The sequence below is a fragment of the Mesorhizobium sp. B2-4-17 genome, assembly GCF_006441275.1.
Taxonomy (GTDB): Bacteria; Pseudomonadota; Alphaproteobacteria; order Rhizobiales; family Rhizobiaceae; genus Mesorhizobium.
Genome location: NZ_VFUX01000043.1, coordinates 1 through 18309 on the forward strand (window position 1 = coordinate 1; position 18309 = coordinate 18309).

The 18309-nt window shown below is 61.9% G+C and carries 15 protein-coding genes and 2 pseudogenes; 9 read left to right on the forward strand and 8 right to left on the reverse strand.

The genetic code is table 11. From position 1 onward, the window contains the following. Positions 1-70 precede the first annotated feature (70 nt). A pseudogene (locus FJ548_RS26550) lies at positions 71-2712 on the forward strand (NAD(P)-dependent oxidoreductase); the annotation flags it as partial. A 54-nt stretch (positions 2713-2766) separates the two neighbouring features. Here the strand turns inward: FJ548_RS26550 and FJ548_RS26555 are convergent. Continuing rightward, entirely contained in the window at positions 2767-3951 is a 1185-nt protein-coding gene (locus FJ548_RS26555; protein WP_246678776.1) for an ATP-binding cassette domain-containing protein, read from the reverse strand. Positions 3952-4451: 500 nt separating this feature from the next. On the opposite strand from FJ548_RS26555, the gene FJ548_RS30060 reads away from it, so the two are divergent. Further along, positions 4452-4616, forward strand: a complete 165-nt coding sequence (locus tag FJ548_RS30060) for a hypothetical protein (RefSeq protein ID WP_181168915.1) — start codon at positions 4452-4454, stop codon at positions 4614-4616. 122 nt (positions 4617-4738) lie between these two features. Further along, positions 4739-5044: a hypothetical protein gene (locus FJ548_RS30065; protein ID WP_181168916.1), complete on the forward strand. Its 306-nt coding sequence runs from the start codon at positions 4739-4741 to the stop codon at positions 5042-5044. Positions 5045-5484: 440 nt separating this feature from the next. On the opposite strand, the gene FJ548_RS26570 is transcribed toward FJ548_RS30065, so the two are convergent. Next, positions 5485-5865, reverse strand: coding sequence for a response regulator (locus FJ548_RS26570; RefSeq protein ID WP_140607116.1), 381 nt, complete (start codon positions 5863-5865; stop codon positions 5485-5487). 5 nt (positions 5866-5870) lie between these two features. Beyond that, on the reverse strand, positions 5871-8981 hold the full coding sequence (locus FJ548_RS26575) for a CheR family methyltransferase (RefSeq protein WP_140779418.1): 3111 nt from the start codon (positions 8979-8981) through the stop codon (positions 5871-5873). 402 nt (positions 8982-9383) lie between these two features. On the opposite strand from FJ548_RS26575, the gene FJ548_RS26580 reads away from it, so the two are divergent. Beyond that, positions 9384-9965 carry a response regulator gene (locus FJ548_RS26580; protein WP_140607118.1) on the forward strand — a complete coding sequence of 194 codons (582 nt, stop codon included), beginning with the start codon at positions 9384-9386 and terminating at the stop codon, positions 9963-9965. A 51-nt stretch (positions 9966-10016) separates the two neighbouring features. On the opposite strand, the gene FJ548_RS26585 is transcribed toward FJ548_RS26580, so the two are convergent. Next, positions 10017-10448 carry a hypothetical protein gene (locus FJ548_RS26585; RefSeq protein ID WP_140607119.1) on the reverse strand — a complete coding sequence of 144 codons (432 nt, stop codon included), beginning with the start codon at positions 10446-10448 and terminating at the stop codon, positions 10017-10019. Positions 10449-10876: 428 nt separating this feature from the next. Between FJ548_RS26585 and FJ548_RS26590 the strand changes: the two genes are divergently transcribed. Together FJ548_RS26590 and FJ548_RS26595 are read left to right on the forward strand one after the other, a co-directional pair. Next, positions 10877-11662, forward strand: coding sequence for an SDR family NAD(P)-dependent oxidoreductase (locus tag FJ548_RS26590; protein WP_140779419.1), 786 nt, complete (start codon positions 10877-10879; stop codon positions 11660-11662). A gap of 59 nt (positions 11663-11721) precedes the next feature. After that, positions 11722-11973 (forward strand): annotated as a pseudogene (locus tag FJ548_RS26595) (alcohol dehydrogenase catalytic domain-containing protein); the annotation flags it as partial. Between the two features lie 374 nt (positions 11974-12347). Here the strand turns inward: FJ548_RS26595 and FJ548_RS26600 are convergent. The 4 genes from FJ548_RS26600 to FJ548_RS26615 form a co-directional block, all read right to left on the reverse strand. Next, on the reverse strand, positions 12348-12533 hold the full coding sequence (locus tag FJ548_RS26600; RefSeq protein ID WP_246671417.1) for a hypothetical protein: 186 nt from the start codon (positions 12531-12533) through the stop codon (positions 12348-12350). 29 nt (positions 12534-12562) lie between these two features. Next, on the reverse strand, positions 12563-12934 hold the full coding sequence (locus tag FJ548_RS26605; protein ID WP_140607123.1) for a hypothetical protein: 372 nt from the start codon (positions 12932-12934) through the stop codon (positions 12563-12565). Between the two features lie 365 nt (positions 12935-13299). Continuing rightward, a complete protein-coding gene (locus tag FJ548_RS26610; RefSeq protein WP_140779420.1) occupies positions 13300-14322 on the reverse strand; it encodes an SDR family oxidoreductase in 1023 nt (340 codons plus the stop codon). 55 nt (positions 14323-14377) lie between these two features. Further along, the gene (locus tag FJ548_RS26615) at positions 14378-14650 is read right to left on the reverse strand and encodes a hypothetical protein (protein ID WP_140779421.1); all 273 of its coding nucleotides are present in this window, start codon (positions 14648-14650) and stop codon (positions 14378-14380) included. Positions 14651-14836: 186 nt separating this feature from the next. Between FJ548_RS26615 and FJ548_RS26620 the strand changes: the two genes are divergently transcribed. From FJ548_RS26620 to FJ548_RS26630, 3 genes are read left to right on the forward strand one after another with little or no spacing between them, the layout of a single operon-like run. Then, on the forward strand, positions 14837-15943 hold the full coding sequence (locus FJ548_RS26620; protein ID WP_140779422.1) for an SDR family NAD(P)-dependent oxidoreductase: 1107 nt from the start codon (positions 14837-14839) through the stop codon (positions 15941-15943). Then, positions 15940-17004, forward strand: a complete 1065-nt coding sequence (locus tag FJ548_RS26625) for an NAD-dependent epimerase/dehydratase family protein (protein WP_140779423.1) — start codon at positions 15940-15942, stop codon at positions 17002-17004. The genes FJ548_RS26620 and FJ548_RS26625 overlap by 4 nt, the downstream gene beginning before the upstream one ends. Then, a complete protein-coding gene (locus FJ548_RS26630) occupies positions 17001-18293 on the forward strand; it encodes a TIGR04295 family B12-binding domain-containing radical SAM protein (RefSeq protein WP_140779424.1) in 1293 nt (430 codons plus the stop codon). The genes FJ548_RS26625 and FJ548_RS26630 overlap by 4 nt, the downstream gene beginning before the upstream one ends. Positions 18294-18309: the final 16 nt, after the last annotated feature.

Below are 18309 nucleotides of genomic sequence, written 5' to 3' on the forward strand. Positions count from 1 at the left end.
GTTCGATCCAACCGAATGCTGGAACTATCTCAAACAGGCAGGCTACGTTGCATGTTAATCGCCCGATGCTCTAGGTGGAGGGCACAGCGGCTTTACGGTCGCGGTCTTGCATCTCATGAACCCGAACGACGCCAAGCAGCGCGTCTATGTCGACACTACGAAGCCGGAAGCCGCCGAGTCCGACGGCGCTGGATTCTTCAGGCAGTCCTGGGCGACGCAGGTTCTCGAACTCCAGACGTTTGCGAAGAACGGCAGCGCCGACAGAATTCAGTTCGCGACCGTCGAAGGGTCGATCCCTGCTGCGGCCGAGCTCGAGGCTCTCGGGACGACTCTCTTCGTCGGCGTCGGGCACGAGACCACGGGCGCGAACTCCTATAGCCGATCCGAGGTTGAGGAACTTCTGAAGTGGCTCGATGGCGATCCTGAAAACCGCCACGCCGTGTTCGACGCAACGTCCATGCTCGGGGCGATGCCTTGGGGCGAAGATCTCGTGCGGGAAGTCCTCGCGAAGTGCTGCGTGTTCATGCCGTTCCAGAAAGCGATCGGCGGCATCTCAGGGTACTTCGTCATTTCATTCACCCCCCAGGCATTGAAGCTCATCGAGGACAACCTGAACGACCCTGCTTGGGCTATCCCCCGCCAGCTGAAGCTGGCACCGCCCGTCGACGCGAAGCTCCCGATCAGCGGAAAGAGGTCGTGGGCGATCGGCCCCTTCTACGACGCGGGCCAGCACCGCATGCTCGGCGGAGTGATCAACACATACAGTGCGCTCGCATTCGCTGAAACCACGTTCGGCCTTCTTCAAACTGCCAAGCGTGTCGGATCGGCAAGCGACATGAACCGCCGCTCGGTAGAAAACCGCCGAGTAATCTCGGATTGGATCGACAACAGCTCCCTCCTGAGCTTCACCGTCAAAGAGCCCGAAAAGCGCGGGGCGGCCGTCGTTCTTCTGAAAGTCAACGACCCCGATATCGCCGACAAGCAGATCCACGCCCGGATCATTGCACGCTCGAAGCAGCTTCTTGGCTACGAGGGCATTACGCACGTGAATGGCGAACACGAGAAAGGTCTGGATGCTGCCCGGTATGTGAACGCATTCCCTGGCATGCCTGGCGACTACCGGGCATGGATCGGGGGCATCCGCGATGCCGAGGATATCCGCCTTCTCCTCGACAACCTCGCCTATGCCTACCGCAGGGCGAAGATCGCCGTCCTCGAAGAGGAACTCGCGGCGCAAGGCGAGCGGTTCGACCGCGCCGCCTCCGCCGACGGCTTGGCCAGGAAAGATGATCCGAAGCGCGCCTACACGGTCCTGATCGCCGATTTGCTCGGCCTGCGAATGGGGAAGGACGGCTCGCCCGACTGCAGTGAGATCGCCGCCTACATCCGTAAGAAGGAAGGCGAATTCCACTTTGGTCCGCTCCAGGATCGAAGCGCACTGGAAGGAGGGAGGATCCACTTCTTCTATCAGCCGGGGCTAAGCACGGAAGCCGAGCTTCTGGGGTGCACGGCCCAGGGAGAGTACGATGCCCTGATCACGGCGGCCACTTTCATTCCCAAGCAGTCGGTGTTTCCGCTTGGCGGCGTGAGGATTGGCGCCGGAACGGGAAACATGGGCTCCGCCTCGTGGGGCGGCCCTGACGGTGTCGGCGGTGTCGCGCCGCTGATGAACACCCCGGGCATCAACAGCCGCGCCACGGCCCAGATGGTCATGAAGGCCCTTATCAAGGTCGTTCCCAATCTTCCGGTCGATGAACTGCATGGCAGGACGGTGGCCGGGAATTTCGACACGGGGCGCGACCTGAAGGACTTCCCGACAGCAAAACTCGAAGGGCAGAAACTTGCCGTCCTGGGATACGGCAACATCGGCAGGGAGGTGGCCAAGCTGGCGAAGGCGTTTGGCATGCGCGTTTGCGTATACGCCCGTGAAGCTCACAGAGACTGGATCGAAGCGGAGGGTTTCGAATACGCCGACAGCCCGGTGAAGGCAGCGATCGATGCCAACGTCCTCTCGGTGCATGTCGGCCTTGGCCGCCTCGATGCGTCAACTGGCAAGTTCAGCAATGCCGGTCTGGTCAACCATGAAGTGCTCTCCGGGCTCGCCGACGGGGCGGTGCTCATCAACTACGATCGCGGCGAACTCGTGGATATCGATGCCCTCGATGCAGCCTTTGTGGCGGGCAAGGTGAGCTATGCTTCGATAGATGCGGACATTTTCAGCAATGCGGACAACGGCACATTGCGGGGGCCTCTCGTACCCTATCTGCCGCTGAGCGAGCGGTTTCCTGGCAAGCTCGAGCTTCTTCCGCACGTCGCGGCCGACACCGATCATCCAACGCGTGTCGCCGGAGCCAAGCAGGCGGTTGACCAGATCTACGACGCCATCCAGTTCAAGGCCGTGCGAAACTTGAAGGGCACATTGCCCGAAGGGTACGTCGACCTTGGCCCAACCGTCCCGGTAGGCATCGGCCAATCGACCTCAGCCAACCTTCGCGCCCTCGCGGATCAAGCCGACGAGTTGAAAGCGCTCCGTCAGCTCTCTGAGAGGATTGCGGCTGTAGTTGGCGGGATCGATGCGACATCGGATCCGGAGCGGCGCGCGCCTTGATCATCAGATATCGCAGCGACTTCGCGCTCGATCTCCTTAAGCACCGTCGAATCCTTGACGAAGCCGGGCTCTTCGCCCCGGCTGCAAAGGCCTCGGCAGAATAAGTGGTTTGCTGACCTGCGCGATAACCGGAAATCCGGTTGTCGCACAGCTTATGATTAATGGTCTTGGCCCTGCCCTTCCGCGGGCATGCGCGCCAACTTTATATACCCCTTCCGAAGCACGCTCTGGTCGGCGACGCACCCTACGGCCGGAGCTGCGGCAAGTGTTGCGAGCGCCCGCTGTCGGTCCAGATATCCGACCTGCCTGCCGCCGACATTCAGGACAGGCAATGGCCCCTCTGCTGCGACGAGTTCACGCGCTATCTCGAAGATCGTCGCATCGGCCCTGACACCTGCGGTGGCATTGCCTCCATCGGCGGGTGCCATCAGAGAGGACACACGAACCACCCGCGCAGGCGACACCTTGGCGACGAAACGGCGGACATAGTCGGTCGCTGGCCGGATCACCAGTTCTTCCGGGGTGCCGATCTGGACGATCCTCCCGCCCTCCATGATCGCGATCCGGTCCGCCAGGAGAATCGCTTCGTCGAGATCGTGGGTGACGAAGACCACCGTGCGTGTTTGGGTCTGCTGAAGCCGCTGCACCTCGCCCTGGAGGTCCGCTCGGATCAGCGGATCGAGCGCTGAAAACGGCTCGTCCAGGAACCAGAATTCCGGATTGGTGGTCAGCGATCGGGCAATGCCGACGCGCTGCTGCTGGCCGCCTGAAAGTTCCGAGGGAAAACGATCCCCCCGGCCCTTGAGCCCGACGGTTTCGATCAGTTCGGCCGCGCGGGCTTCGGCATTGACCCGCGGCATTCCCTGGACCTCCAGCGGAAACGCGACATTGCCGAGCACGGTCCGGTTGGGCAGCAGCGCGAAATGCTGGAACACCATTCCCATGCGGCGACAGCGAAGCTCCACCAGCGACTTCTCGTCAAGCCCCAGGATATTCTCGCCATCATAGCGGATTTCGCCCTCGGTGGACTCGATCAGCCGGGTGAGACAACGAAGAAGGGTGGATTTTCCCGATCCCGACAGCCCCATGATGACGAAAACCTCGCCGCGGACAATGCGGAAAGATGCATCCTGCACCGCGCCGATCACGTCGGCCGCCGCCAGCGCGTCTGGGGTGCGTTCGGCCGCAGGGAGCCGACCAAAGGTCCTGGCGCCGGAGCCGAACACCTTCCAAACCCCCTTTGCTTCCAGCGCAACAGGCGCTTGGCGGGCAGTGCCGTTAGCCGAAAGGCGACGGACTTCAGACATGCATCCCTCCCTCGTGTCTGGCGGCGCGAGCCGCACCGGATTTCAGCAGTGCATCGGCGACGAGAGCGATGCATGCGACGCAGAGGCCCGCAACAATTCCCGGCCCCGTCTCTCCCCGGGCGAGCGATGTGTAGACTTCCTGTCCAAGCTCACGCGTCCCGACTGGCTCTGTGGATGTCCGCTCAATTTACAGAACTTGGGTACGCGCCTTCGCGCTCATGGCACGGCGCGTCAGGCTCACCGGTCAGCACGGCGTTGGGCGCTTCGATCTCTGCCATGTTGCTTCGGCTGAGATCAGGCTGAACAATGCCGTAAAACAGCTGCGGAGGGCGCGCCCGTTGTCGGAATTGGAACATTCGACGCCCCAGCCTGTTGGGAAAGGCGCGCTTCAGGGATGAGGCCGCATCGAGCGCGGATCGACAGCCGCCAATAAGCCCCGGCAGCGGGCCGACGAATAGCGCTCGATGAGCGTGTCACGTCTCGCCGCCATGGCCGGTATGCAAACCGCCATGGCCGGAATGTAAGGAGATCCCCCGATGTTGGAGAGTAACCTTTGGCTGGTCGTCGTAGCTGGTGGCCCCGTTTTGCTGGCAATCCTGCTGGCCTTTGTGTTGCTCATGCGGCGGCGGCGGGGACCCGCCGAGCGTCAGGCGAGCAAGCAGGCCACGGAACGCCTGTACGACGAAGACAGCAGGCGTTGATGGTTCTGAGGCATCCGGCAGAGTAACGGCCCGATGTCGATCCCAATTTTGTCTGGAACATCCCCGATGGATCAAGGTTGGGTCGATGTCGCAATCGAGCGATCAACGTAGGAGCTACCCCAATGATCAAACTTCTCTCAGCATCTGTATTTGCCATCATCCTTGCGACTTCGGCCATGGCGCAATCCAACGGCACCGGGAGTGGCACCGGAACAAGCACTGGTTCCGGCGGCACCACCGCGGGCAGCGGAACCGGCACCGCGACTGGCGCCGGAACCGGCAACGGCACTACGGATACAAATGCCACCAATTCGACGACGAATTCCAACGGAATGACCGACCGTTGCAAGGACACCGGCGCCAGCGACACCGACAACAACACCGCCAGCGGCAATACCACGTCGGACATTCAGAATTGCAATAAGTAGCCCGTGTGCCAATGCCGGCCAGGGCAGGAACTGATACGCGCGAGCAAGGCCCGCCGGGATCAGGCGGGCCTCAATTGAACCCTGCTCCATCTCTTGATGAGGTGTCGAGGCATGAGGTGTCGCGGCGAGCCGGAAGCGTGCCGAACGACCGGATCGACTTCGCGTCGGTCCCTCACATAAGCTTCAGACTGCCGACCACTCTTCGTCGCCCTGGCTTCCTTGGAATGTTCGGCGATCGAAGGACCTGCTCCGGGTCTTCTCTGTCGCTGGAATGGGAGTCGGTTGCCGTCGAACGGACCGCCGCGGGTCGGATCGGGCAGCGGCCCAGGCAGGAAACATGGACAGAACGAGTCAAATGACGCGCTCGTGAAATCCGGAGCGGGAAGGTCGTACCGAAGGACGGGAGCAAGGACGTTTGACCGTCAGGAATTCCCATCCATTTAGCCAGCCTCCTGCTTTCCCGCGGACTGCTGGTCGAAGAGTGTCATGATCGCTGCGATCAGCACTGCCGGCACGACAGGTTTTTGCAGCACCTGAACCCCTGCAAATCGGGCCGGCATCTCGGAGGGGGAATAACCGGTCACAAATGCGAACGGTATGACTTTCTCACGCAGTGTGTCTGCCAGCCCATAGCTTACCTCGCCGCTCAGTTGAACGTCCAAAAGCGCGGCATCGAATTCTTCTCCTTCCATGCAATCGATCGCAGCCTTGACCGAAGCGGCCGGTCCCACGACTAGGTGTCCGGCGGCTCTAAGCATCGCCGCATGGTCCTCGGCGATCAGCCACTCGTCCTCGACAATGAGAATGCGCAACTGCGTCATCGCGTTCAGGCCTTTTCGCCGAGCGGAAACGAGATCCTCACCTCCAAACCCTGCGGATGGAAAAATGTTTCAGCCGTGCCGCCCAATCGATAGCCTATCTCGCCCCTAACCAGGGAGAGGCCGAAGCCCCCGTCCTTCGGCTCCGTGACGGGCGGCCCTCCGATCTCGCGCCAGATGAGCTGAAGTATCTGCTCATGCACCGACCATTCGACCTCAACCCGACCGCCTTCCTTGTTCAGCGCGCCGTATTTCGTCGCATTGGTGGCGAGTTCATGCATTACCATGCCGATCGATAAAGCCTGCTGGGGCCTCAATTTAAGCGCCGGGCCATGGAGCGAGAAGCGTTCCGGATCGAAGGCCGCGGCTTCCTGAGCGAGCAGTTCGCCGAGCGAAACCTCCGTCCAGTTCTCCCGCGAGAGCACGCCATAGGCGCGTGCCATCGCGTTGAGTCGGCCGAGCAGGGCTGTGGCGAAACCTTCCTTGGTGGTGGAACTCTCGACCGTGCGGTTTGCGATGCTGGTAATGACCGCCAGCATATTCTTCACGCGGTGGTTGAGTTCGGAGATCAGCACCTTCTGATGCTCCTCTGCCTCGGCCAGCGTCGTGACGTCTACTAGGGTCACCACGACGCCCTGGATGCGGCCGCCTTTGTCACGATAGGGAACAAGCCGGACCATGTGAAAGCGGCCCTGCGTGTCGCGCGCAAGGTGATGAACGATCGGCTCGCCCGTCTGGAACACGCGCCGGATCTGGTTGTGCATTTCCGGATAATCCAACTGGCTGGACAGATCGGTAAGCGGACGCCCGACGTCGGAGGCGCGCAGGTTGAAATAGGCAGACGCCGCGGGCGTGAAGGTACGGATCACCAGATCGCGGTCGAGAAACACGGTTGCGATCTCCGTGCTCTCGAACAGGTTCTTCAGGTCGCTGTTTGCGTGGTCGAGCTCCTCGATCTTGTTCGTCAGCTCAGCATTTATGGTGTTCAGCTCCTCGTTGAGGGACTGCATCTCCTCCTTCGATGCCTCCAGCTCCTCGTTGGTCGACTGGGCTTCTTCGTTGACCGAGACCAGTTCCTCGTTGGAGGACTTCACCTCCTCCAAGGCCGTTTCGTACTCTTCAATCGTCGATTGCAGCCGTTCGCGGGTGTCGCGCAGGTCGCGCTCGATATGTGCGATTTCGTCTGGGTTTTGACTCCCGTGCTGGGCTTCGGCCTTGTCGCGAGACGGACCGACCGGCTGGAACAGGACAAGAAAAAACGTCTCGCCCGAGCCCTGTTCGGACAGCGGCTCGACGATGATGTTGACCAGTTGCACCCGCTCGTCCTCGCCATCCATGGCGATGTGTTCGCGCATGACGATTTGACGGCCTGCGGCGGCCTCGCGCAAGGCCGCCCGCAGATCGAGCCGGAGCCCCCGCCGCGCCATGCTCAGCAATTGGCGGCTGGGTATGCCTTGAGCGGCTTCGAGATATTTTCCGGTCCGCGCGGAATAGTAGGCCACGTCACCTTCGGCGTTGACGACCACATGCGGCGGCGCATAGCGGTCCAAGACCTGCGCTTCAACGGACTGGCGGAACGCGCCATTGCCGATCTCGCTGCCCTTCCCCATCCTTCCGTCGGAGAAGAGGTGAGCGCCTTTGACGTTCTCGCCTACCAGCAGCGGAAGGCGCGATTTCGGCACGACGTCCTTGCGGGCCCTGAAGATGCGCTGCTTCTTGTCGACGGTGGAGAAGAGGTCGGAGTGTTGGCCTACGCTCTCCGACGTACCAAGAAAAAGATAGCCGCCGGGTTTCAAGGCGTAATGGAAGATGGGGAGAACCCGATTCTGAACGTCGGGCCCGAAATAGATCAGAAGATTGCGGCATGAAACCAGATCCATGCGCGAAAACGGCGGATCCTTGACGACGCTGTGCGGCGAAAAGATGCAGAGTTCACGCACTTCGCTGGTCAGCACGAAGCTGCCTCCTTCATGGACGAAGAAGCGGTCTCTTCTTTGTTCCGAGACGCCCTCGAGCAGGTTGGCCGGATAGCGTGCCGCGCGCGCGACGGTGAGCGCCGGTTCATCGATGTCGGTCGCGAACAATTGAATTTTGGGCACCATCGAGAGTTTGTCCATATGCTCGCGCAGCAGGATGCCGAGCGAATAGACCTCCTCGCCGGTGGCGCAACCCGGAACCCAGACCCTGACCGTGTCGGAAGCGGTTTTGCCCTCGAACAAGGTCGGAATGACCTTCTGCTCCAGCGAATCGAAGGCTTCCGCGTCGCGAAAGAAATTGGTGACGTTGATGAGCAGGTCGCGAAACAGCGACGTGACCTCGCGCGGATCCTTTCGCAGCAGGTCAATGTAGCCATTCATGGACTTCATCTGGTTGATCTGCATGCGCCGCTTGACCCGACGAATGAAGGTCTTGGTCTTGTATCCGGAGAAATCGTGGCCGGAGCGGTCGCGCAGTATGCCGTAGATTTCCTCGCGGGCGCGGTCGGTGTGCTCCGCCGGGACCTTGCCGTCGCCTTCGCTCAACAGATCGAGCACGCCGAAGCCGCGTGTAAAATCGACGAGCTTCTCACCCATCTCTTCCGCCGGAACGGCAATATCGACGACGCCGCTGGAAATGGCGCTTTGCGGCATGTCGGGGTTGCGGGGGCCAGAGCCGTCGCCGGCCTGAGCCAGCACAAAGCCGCCGTGCTCCTTGATCATCTTGGCGCCCAGGGTTCCATCGCCGTCGCCACCTGACAGAATAACGCCGACCGCGTATTCGCCCTGGTCCTCGGCCAGAGCGCTGAAGAAGACGTCGATGGGCTTGCGCTCCCGATTGCTCACATTAGTTTGATGGAGCTTCAACGTGCCGTCCTTGATCGACAGGACGGCGTTCTGCGGCATGACATAGACGTGATCCGGCTCCGCTCCTACCCCGTCTTTCGCGACCGCCACCGGCATGCTGGTGTATCGCCCCAGCACCTCGTGGAGCAGGCTTTCCCTTTCGGGACTGAGATGGGTGATGATTATGAAAGCCATGCCGGAAGCCTCGGGCAGGCCTCGGAAGAAGCTTTCCATGGCGGGGACGCCACCAGCGGACGCGCCAATGCCGACAATGGGGTGTCTCGGTTTTTGCGACATAAGGCCGTCTTTCTCTGAGCAGCCCAAGGTAGATAAGGCGGCAGCGACAGCAGGCTACCCTATGCGTTTTTTCTCGGGCCTGCCAGAAATTTAGGCGCAAGATTTTCATAAGCCGTAGCTCACCTTAGCCATGTCGGGCGACAGCGTTGCGTGCGACTGGTCCTGCGGTAATCCATACGATTGAAGTCCGGCCACAGCTTTCCCGTGTGTCCCACGGGGTTCGAGGGAGACCGGGTTGAGCCGAAGATTGGAACCTCGCATGGTGCGCGGCGTTGAATCGACGGAGGGTATCAACGTTCAGGCTTCGTGCAGCAAGCTACCGTTCTTTCAGTGCCATCATCCGGTGACACGCCTGCTGGATGTCCCGGCGAGGCCTGTTGAGACCTAAACGGGAGGGCCGAGGTGCAGTTTCTTATCGGCGCGAAGGTTCTCATCGTCGAGGACGAATTCGTCGTCGCCGACGACCTCGCGCGTTACTTCTCCGGGCTCGGGGCCACCATCCTGGGGCCAGCCCAAAGCGTTGTGCAGGCCCGGCCTTATGCCGAGCAGGCGGATGCCGCCGTACTGGACATAGACTTGAATGGAACCCCCGTCTTTCCCATCGCCGACCGCCTGGTCGAACGTGGCGTTCCCTTCGTCTTCTTCAGTGCCCACGACCGCAACGTCATCCCTTCCCGCCTTGAGCACGCCGCCAATCTTTTGAAGTCAGCCGATCGCAGAAAGATCATCGCGGCGCTTTTCCCCGCAGGGACCCGACAGGATCAAATCGACGAACCTGCCGATGTCCTGTCGCTGCTGCCCAAACTTCGATTGGCAGCGCGCCTGATGCTTGGCGATGCCAGTGCCGCGGACCGGCTGGTGGAAACGACACTGGAACTCGCCATCCGCGAAGTCGGGGATCGTCCTGCTGATATCTCGACGGAACGATGGCTGAATTACCTGCTGCAAATATCCGCCGATAAAGCCGCCGACCTGCTCAATTAGCCCATGCCTGTCACCTCCGTTGCAGCCTCAATCATGCGGCGCATGAAAACGTCAATTCACCATCAGCCGTCTCAGCCAAGCGACAATCCTGTTCCCGCCAACAATCCTGCGGACCCGGCCTGCAACCCAGTTTGCCTGCATCATTGTACCTACATGGCAGCTGCAGACGATGTCGTGCAATTCCCAATCCGACAGTTCGAAGAAACGCTTGGCTTCTCCGTACGTGTCGGATTTCAAGCCGGATGCACGCAGCAGCGGGTCCTCGAAGGCAACGGTAAGCGGCGATCCAGCCGCCCGCGCCTCTTCCCGCACCGCCGGGTGCAGATGTTCGGTCCCGGAGAGCGCGGCGAGGCAACGGGACGGATGCTGGTCGAGCACTTCCGCCCAACGCTCCATTCGCTGCGCTCTGGTCGTCAGCGGGACCGGGGCAAGCGGTGTGATGTCGGCTATTGATTCCAGTTGTTCGAGTGTCTGGTGTTTCATGACTGGCTCCTGTCGTCGTTTGTCGGCGCACGCTCATCAAGAGTTGTCGCGGCGAAAGGCGGCCCCAAGCCGCCCTGAAACCGCAGCGAGAATATCGGTGGCACCTGGCCGTCGGCTGTGGCCCACAGATGTCAACAGACATCGGGACGCGGTGTCTGAGGCGGGACAAAACTGTCGACACCGATCGATGTTCCACCGGCAGGAAGATTTTGTGCCGGGCTCCTGACCGGCCCTCGCTCAGTTTCTTGTTCAGGTCGGAAAAGAGCCCCACGGCCGCGCTCCCCACCGACGCGGGGACAGCCGTGGCCAAATTGGTTCCGTCACATAGACGATCCGCGTGTCTCTTCCAGTTGCTTGGAACATTCGAGCCAGCTGCTTGTTCGGCCAAACACTTCAGGTTGGCCAACACTCCAAATCGAGAGGACAGAATGCGAAACGCGAAACTCGCCGTCGTCACAGGCGCCTCGAGCGGCATCGGCAAGGAACTTGCGAAACTGTGCGCGAAAGACGGCTATGATCTCGTCATTGTCGCCGATGAACCGGCGATCGAGGAGGTCGGCGAGGCGCTTCGATCTCGAGGTGTCGCCGTCGACGCGGTGGAAGCGGACCTTGCCACCGAGGACGGCATTGACCAGCTGATCTCGAGGATCGGCGACCGTGACATTGACCTGCTGTTCCTCAACGCGGGACGCGGGCTGGGCCGAGGCTTCGTGGATCAGGATTGGGCCAAGGTGCGCCGCGTCATCGACACCAACGTCACCGGCACGGTCCACCTCGCGCACCGACTTACCCCCCGGATGGTGAGGCGGGGCCGCGGCCGGATCCTGTTCACCGGGTCAATCGCGGGCTTCATGCCCGGCACCTTCCAGGCCATCTACAACGGCACCAAGGCACTCATCGATTCGTTCGCGATCGCGCTTCGTCACGAGCTGAAGCACAGCGGCGTCACGGTCACGCTGCTGATGCCAGGCGCCACACAGACCCGTTTTTTTGAACGCGCCGACATGATGGATACGAAAATCGGAACCGATGATAAAGACAATCCCGCCGACGTGGCCAGGGACGGCTACGACGCCCTGATGGCCGGCGAAGAACAGGTCATTAGCGGCTGGACCAACAGGATGCAGGTCGCCGGCTCCCGCTTCATGCCGGCAGGGATATTGGCCGAGCGGCATCGCCGCGTGGCCGAACCCGGCTCAGCCAGCAGAAGCTGAGCCCGGCGACACGCCAATGACATTTCTGAAAAGCGCAGGTTCGGATGAAGGAGCATCCCATGAAAGCGCTGACATGGCATGGAAAGGGCGACATACGTTGCAATCAGGTCGCCGATCCGGCCATCGAGGACGATCGCGACATCATCAAGGTCATCTCCTGCGCCACCCGCGGTTCTGACCTGCACCTGATGGACGGCCACATGCCCACCGTGCAATCAGGCGATGTGCTTGGCCACGAAAAGATGGACGAAGTGGTGGAGGTCGGGCGCGGCCACACGAAATTCAAGAAGGGCGACCGCGTCGTCGCGCCTGCATCAAAACGGTGATGCGCCCGCACGGTTGATTGCAGATCGCTGTATGAAACCTGGCGCCAATCCAACCAAAGCCATGGAGGCCCCGAAATGTCGACGTCCAAGAACACGTCCAAGCCCGCACCGAGAACGCCTGAAACAGAAGGCCTTCCGCACCCAGGCCGCGATGCTCAAGACACCGACGCGGGCGCGGCGCCGACGGTTCCCAAGACCGCGGGCGCCGCGCAGCCGGACGCGTCGCCGCTCGACAACCGGGTCGCCAACCGCAATGCCGGGCGCCGGCGTCAGGCTGGCACCACGCCACGACCGACGAGCCACTGGAATAAGCGGGCTCGAATTCACGGTCTTATGGAGCAAAGGCACCAAAGGTGGCGCTAGCTCGCCTTGTCCTTGGGAACTATCCAAAGGTTCGGTGCGCGGGTTTCCCGAATGATCTTGGCGGCTTCTTCCAGGGTAATCCCGCACTTGCGGGCATAGTAGGTCGCTTCCGTTTGCACTTCGTCATCCAACGGCAGTGCAATGATCGCCTGCTTTGCTTTGTGCTTCGCCTTCTTGGCCATGACGCGAATCATAGCCCCTTCATGGATACTTATTTACTGATGATCCAGTCCACCAAGCCGGGCTCAACCCGCTCGCAGTGGCAAAACTCGTAAACCAGGCTCTGAGCGAGCGCGCGCCATTGGCACTCCGGTGCCTTCATTTCCAAGACCAAATCTCGAAAAACAGACCGGAGAATGTCTGCATCGAACGCTGATACCGAGGGGTGTTGCTCAACCTCCGTTATCGCCTCATCTAACTTGCGCTGGCGAAACCGCTTTAGAAGCTCGCGTGATGCCGCGATTGCTCGCCGGGTTTGAGCTATATCGACGCGCAGTGAGGCAATTTCACCCCGAGATCGGCGCTGCAACACGATGCTGGCGTCCATCGTCGTCTGGGCCAAGTCCGTATGGCCTTCAACCATTGCTACCTCCCCGCAGCTCAGGTTCTATTTACTCCTTTAGCAACGGGATTCAACGTCGGTTTTATGCCAAGGGCGCGCGGGCCATTCGGCAGGATCGTCCGAAATGGTGTTAGATAACCTCCGGGAACAATTTAGCCGAGTTTTTCACCGACAGTTGCAATTAAAGCCGCCCTCATTCTAGTATTCAACTGCGAGGGGGGAACCGCATGGATCAGCACATAAATTTATATCTAGATTTGGAGCCGGGCGAGCTGGCCGATCTGGAAGTTGTGGCAAGAGCCAGTCTGGAACTTGGTGCGTTTGCTACATAAGACCGCGAATTCAGAACTGCGAGTGCTTCGGCCCTTGGTCGGCGGAAGCCGCCCTCAGGGGCCGCCTCTCCCGCCGACGGCACCGTAAACCTGGCCTGTCGCATAGCTGTCTTCCTGGGAAGCGAGGAGCACGTAGATGGACGCGAGCTCGCCAGGCTGACCCGGCCGTCCCATCGGCGTATCGGAACCGAACTGGGGAAGCTTCTCCGGAAACTGGCCGCCGCTTGGCTGCAGCGGGGTCCAGATCGGCCCCGGGGCGACCGCGTTGACACGGATGCCCTTTTTGGCGACCTGCTTGGCAAGGCTCTTGGCGAAGTTCATCCCGCACGCCTTGGTCATGGCGTAGTCGACCAGGGACTCGTCTGGATCATAGGCATTCACCGAACTTGTGATGATGATCGAGGAGCCTGGCTCCATGTGCTTCAACGCCGCCTTGGTGATCCAGAACATGGCGTAGACATTGGTCTTGAACGTCCAGTCAAACGCTTCTGTCGTTATCGCGGCGAGTTCCTTCTGCGGATGCTGGCGCGCGGCATTGCTGACCAGGATGTCGAGCCCGCCGAGCCGGCTGACGGCGTCTTCCACCAGCTTTTCGCAAAAGGCTTCGTCGCGAATGTCGCCGGGCAGCGGCACCGCTTTGCGGCCTTCGGCTTCGATCAGTTGCACGACCTCCCTCGCATCCGGCTCCTCCGCAGGCAGATAGCCGAAGGCGACGTCGGCGCCCTCGCGCGCGAAGGCGATCGCCCCCGCTCGCCCCATGCCGGAATCGCCACCGGTGATCAGCGCCTTGCGTCCGGCAAGCCGGCCGGATCCCTTGTAGCTCTTTTCGCCATGGTCCGGACGCGGCTCCATCTTGCCGGCAAGACCCGGCCATTCCTGCTGCTGCGCCTTGAAGGGTGGCTGGGGATATTGCTTGGTCGGATCCTGTTTCGAAACCGGGCCTGCCGGAGCCGAAGCCGCGGCGGCGCTCGCCTGCTGTGCCTGGACCGGATTTGTGATCGCCGCGAGCACGCCGCCAGCCATGCCGCCAACCACGCGGCGCCGGGATGCACCGGCTGTCCTGGGTTTCTCTGTCATGTCTCACTCCTGACGCGCGTTGCCGGGCTTCTGAACTGTCGGGCCTGCCTGTGGATCAACCCTTGGAGCGGCGCTCGACGAATTTATTGAAACGGCTGGTTCCGCCGCTGCCCGCTTCGTCCTGATGCAGGAAGGCGAGATCGTTCTCGTCGAAGATCCGGAAGAACTCCTCCCATTCCACGGGCTCAAGCGTCTCCTCGGGTTCGCCGAAATCGATCCTCAGGATGCCGCCCTTGCCTCCCGTCCGCACCACGGCGGGGTGGCCGTCGCGCTCCTCCACCCATTTGCGGATCTCATCGTGATTGGTGGTCGTCTTGGCCTCGGACATGCCGGTTCCTTTCCTATGCAGGTCGATTGGCGGCCTAACAGCGCAAAAGCGGCATTGTTCCAGGTTCCGGGACGGAACACGGCGCCCATTTCGTCCCTCCACGGGGAGGAACTTTGTTGAAGTCAGGGAACAAACCTTTTGCCCGGCAGTTCGGGGCGCCAACGCCTATTCTGCAAGGGAGCTATCGTGAAACGTGTATTGGTTACGGGAGGCTGCGGCTTCATTGGCCGCCACGTCGCCCAGGAACTCGTCGAACATGGCTATACGGTGCGTGTTCTGGATGTCCTTCTGGAACAGGTGCATGGCGCCGAGGCGATCAGCCTGCCCGCCGGCAGCGAATTGATAAAGGGTGACGTCCGCGACCCGGACGCGGTGACCGACGCTATCTCCGATGTAGATGCCGTCATCCACCTGGCGGCGGAGGTCGGCGTCGGGCAATCCATGTACGAGATCGCGCGCTATGTCGGCACCAATGATCTCGGCACCGCAACCCTGCTCGAGGCATTGATCAAGCGGCCGGTCGAACGCATCGTCGTGGCGTCTTCGATGAGCATCTATGGCGAGGGCCTTTACGAAACGCCGGACGGACGGCGCATCGACAATGCACGTCGCAGGCCGGACGAGATCAAGAGCGGCCAGTGGGATCCCTTGTCGGCCGAAGGCGAAAGGCTTTCACCGATCCCCACCGACGAGGAAAAACAGGCCGATCTCGCGTCGATATACGCATTGACCAAATATGCGCAGGAACGCGCCGTGCTTATCTTCGGCCAAGCCTACGGCATGGACGCGGTGGCGCTGCGCCTGTTCAACGTCTTCGGCGCCGGGCAGGCGCTGTCCAATCCCTATACCGGGGTGCTCGCCAATTTCGCCTCGCGGCTCGCCAACGGCAAGCGGCCGATGATTTTCGAGGACGGCCGCCAGAAGCGCGACTTTGTCCATGTGCTCGATGTCGCCCGAGCCTTCCGGCTGGCGTTGGAACAGCGCCAGGCGGCCGGGCACGCGATCAACATCGGCAGCGGCCACGCCTACCCGATCAGCGAGGTCGCGCGTCTGCTTGCCGAAGCGATGGGACAACCAGGGCGCTCGCCCGAGATTCTCGGCAAAGCGCGCTCCGGCGACATCCGCAACTGCTTCGCCGACATTTCCAAGGCACGTGAGCTGCTTGGCTTCGAGCCCGGGCATCGGTTGGAAAACGCGCTCGACGAATTCGTTATCTGGGTTCGCAACACCGGCGCCGTGGATCGCGGCGCCGACATGAAGCGGGAGTTGGAAGAGCGGGGACTGGTGTCATGACGCAGCATCCGCGCAGGACGCCGGTGGCCATAGTCGGCGGCAGCGGCTTCATCGGTTCGAACCTTGCCGACAGCCTTTTGTCGGATGGCGAGCCGGTGCTGGTTGTCGACAATCTAAGCCGGCCGGGCGTCGAACAGAACCTCGAATGGCTTGCGGGAAAACATGGTAGCCGCCTCACGGTTAAGACGGTGGACGTGCGCGACGCCGGCGCCATGCAGGCGGCTCTGGCCCCGGCCAAGGCGATCTTCCATCTAGCCGCACAGACGGCGGTCACCACGAGCCTGGTGCAGCCTGGAGAGGACCTCGACGTCAATCTGCGGGGCACATTCCATGTGCTCGAAGCGGCCCGCCGCACTGGCGCCCCAGTCATCTTCGCCAGCACCAACAAGGTCTATGGCGGCCTGCCGCAGATTGCAGTGAGGGAAATGGACGACCGCTACGAGCCTTGCGACGAGACGATCGGCGCCAACGGTGTCGACGAGACGATCGGCCTCGATTTTTGCACGCCCTACGGCTGCTCCAAGGGTGCCGCGGACCAGTATGTGCTCGACTACGCCAAGTCCTACGGCCTGCCGACCGCCGTGCTGCGCATGAGCTGCATCTACGGTCCGCGCCAGTTCGGCACCGAGGACCAGGGCTGGGTTGCCCATTTCCTGCTGAGTGCGCTCCGCGGCTGGCCGATCACCATTTACGGCAATGGCAAGCAGGTGCGCGACATCTTGCACGTTGCCGATGCCGTGGCCGCCTATCGCGGCGTGCTGGCCAGGATCGGCGAGTTCAAGGGCCAGGCCTTCAACCTGGGCGGCGGGCCACGAAACGCCGTAAGCCTGCGCACGCTTCTGGCGGAGATCGCCGGCATGACCGGCCACGAGGTCACACTTCGCTACGACCAGGAGCGCACCGGCGACCAACCGTTCTTCATCGCCGACACCCGCAAGATAGAAGCCGCGCTGGGCTGGAAGGCCCATGTGTCGTGGCGCGATGGCATTCGCGACCTTGCCGATTGGCTGCGTCAGCATCGTCTCACGCCGCAAACGGAAGTCACGAGGTACGTCGCATGAAAGTCGCCTTGGTCAATCCGCACTGGACATACGCGCACAGCATCTATTTCGGCTGCCGGCAGCCGCATCTGCCTTTGGAACTCGGCTACTCCAAAGCGCTGCTGGAGGCAGATGGTCACGAGGTCCTGATGCTCGACGGGCAGTTGCAGAACCTCGACAACGCGCTGCTGGCGGAGCGGGTCGCCGCCTTCGCTCCTGACATGTCTGTGGTGACGACGGCGCCCACCTACCTGTTCTGGCGATGCGCTCCGCCCGAACTTCGCGTGCCAGCGGAGTTCCTGGCTCACCTCGCGGGACGCGGCGGCCGAACGGTGGCGGTCGGACCGCACGGCTCGGCCACGCCGGCGCCGACCCTGCGCAAGCTCGGCGTCGACCTGGTCGTTCGGGGCGAGTGTGAGGAAGTGGTGGCCGAGCTTGCCCGGGAGGGCGACTGGGGCACGGTATCCCACACTGCCCGGCTTGAGGACGGCGCGTTGGCGACCAACGGAGGCGTACATGCCAGCCGTTTCACCGACCATCCGGCCCTGCGCTGGCCGACCGATTGGATCGCCGCCCACACGCACCACCATCACCGTTTCGACTCCCCACTGCACGGTGCTGGAGCAGAGGTCGAAGCGTCGCGAGGCTGTCCCTACAATTGCAGCTTCTGCGCCAAGATCGATTTCCGCGACGCCTACCGCCGCAGGAACCATGAGGCCGTCATTGCCGAAATCGACGGCCTGATCGCACAAGGCGTCCGCTACATCTACTTCATCGACGAGATATTCCTGCCGCAGAAGGCCCTGCTGGAGGCGTTGGTCGGCCGCGATGTCCAGTTCGGCGTTCAGACCCGCATCGACTTGTGGAAGCCGGAACTGCTGGAACTCCTGGGCGCCGCCGGCTGCGTGTCGATCGAAGCAGGCCTCGAAAGCCTCACCGTCGAAGGCCGCGAGATGCTGGCAAAGCGCTGCCGGCTGGGTACCGAGGAATTGGCCGCGCTGCTGGTCAATGCCCGCCGCCACGTTCCGTTCGTCCAGGCCAACCTGATCGGCGTGGTCGAGGATGATCCCGCGCTGGTGGACCACTGGCGCGGGCACCTCATCGACAACGGCGTCTGGGCCAACGAACCGGTGCCGCTCTACCCCTACCCGAGTTCGCCCAGCTATCGCGCGCTGTGGGGCGAGCCCGACGACCTCGCCTGGGAGCGGGCCCATGAACATTACCTCGCCTCTTTCGCCTCCTTCAGCGACATCCAGGACAAGCGGCCGCGCCCGCTGGCCGAGTTGGAAGCCTCATGCTGCAGTCATTGATCGACCGTCCTAGGCG

Bases quoted from the DNA above. Each gene is read 5' to 3' on its own strand.
- FJ548_RS30060 (WP_181168915.1), top strand. From the start codon at position 4,452: ATGTTGGAGAGTAACCTTTGGCTGGTCGTCGTAGCTGGTGGCCCCGTT.
- FJ548_RS30065 (WP_181168916.1), top strand. From the start codon at position 4,739: ATGATCAAACTTCTCTCAGCATCTGTATTTGCCATCATCCTTGCGACT.
- FJ548_RS26570 (WP_140607116.1), bottom strand. From the start codon at position 5,865: ATGACGCAGTTGCGCATTCTCATTGTCGAGGACGAGTGGCTGATCGCC.
- FJ548_RS26575 (WP_140779418.1), bottom strand. From the start codon at position 8,981: ATGTCGCAAAAACCGAGACACCCCATTGTCGGCATTGGCGCGTCCGCT.
- FJ548_RS26585 (WP_140607119.1), bottom strand. From the start codon at position 10,448: ATGAAACACCAGACACTCGAACAACTGGAATCAATAGCCGACATCACA.
- FJ548_RS26590 (WP_140779419.1), top strand. From the start codon at position 10,877: ATGCGAAACGCGAAACTCGCCGTCGTCACAGGCGCCTCGAGCGGCATC.
- FJ548_RS26600 (WP_246671417.1), bottom strand. From the start codon at position 12,533: ATGGCCAAGAAGGCGAAGCACAAAGCAAAGCAGGCGATCATTGCACTG.
- FJ548_RS26605 (WP_140607123.1), bottom strand. From the start codon at position 12,934: ATGGTTGAAGGCCATACGGACTTGGCCCAGACGACGATGGACGCCAGC.
- FJ548_RS26610 (WP_140779420.1), bottom strand. From the start codon at position 14,322: ATGACAGAGAAACCCAGGACAGCCGGTGCATCCCGGCGCCGCGTGGTT.
- FJ548_RS26615 (WP_140779421.1), bottom strand. From the start codon at position 14,650: ATGTCCGAGGCCAAGACGACCACCAATCACGATGAGATCCGCAAATGG.
- FJ548_RS26625 (WP_140779423.1), top strand. From the start codon at position 15,940: ATGACGCAGCATCCGCGCAGGACGCCGGTGGCCATAGTCGGCGGCAGC.
- FJ548_RS26630 (WP_140779424.1), top strand. From the start codon at position 17,001: ATGAAAGTCGCCTTGGTCAATCCGCACTGGACATACGCGCACAGCATC.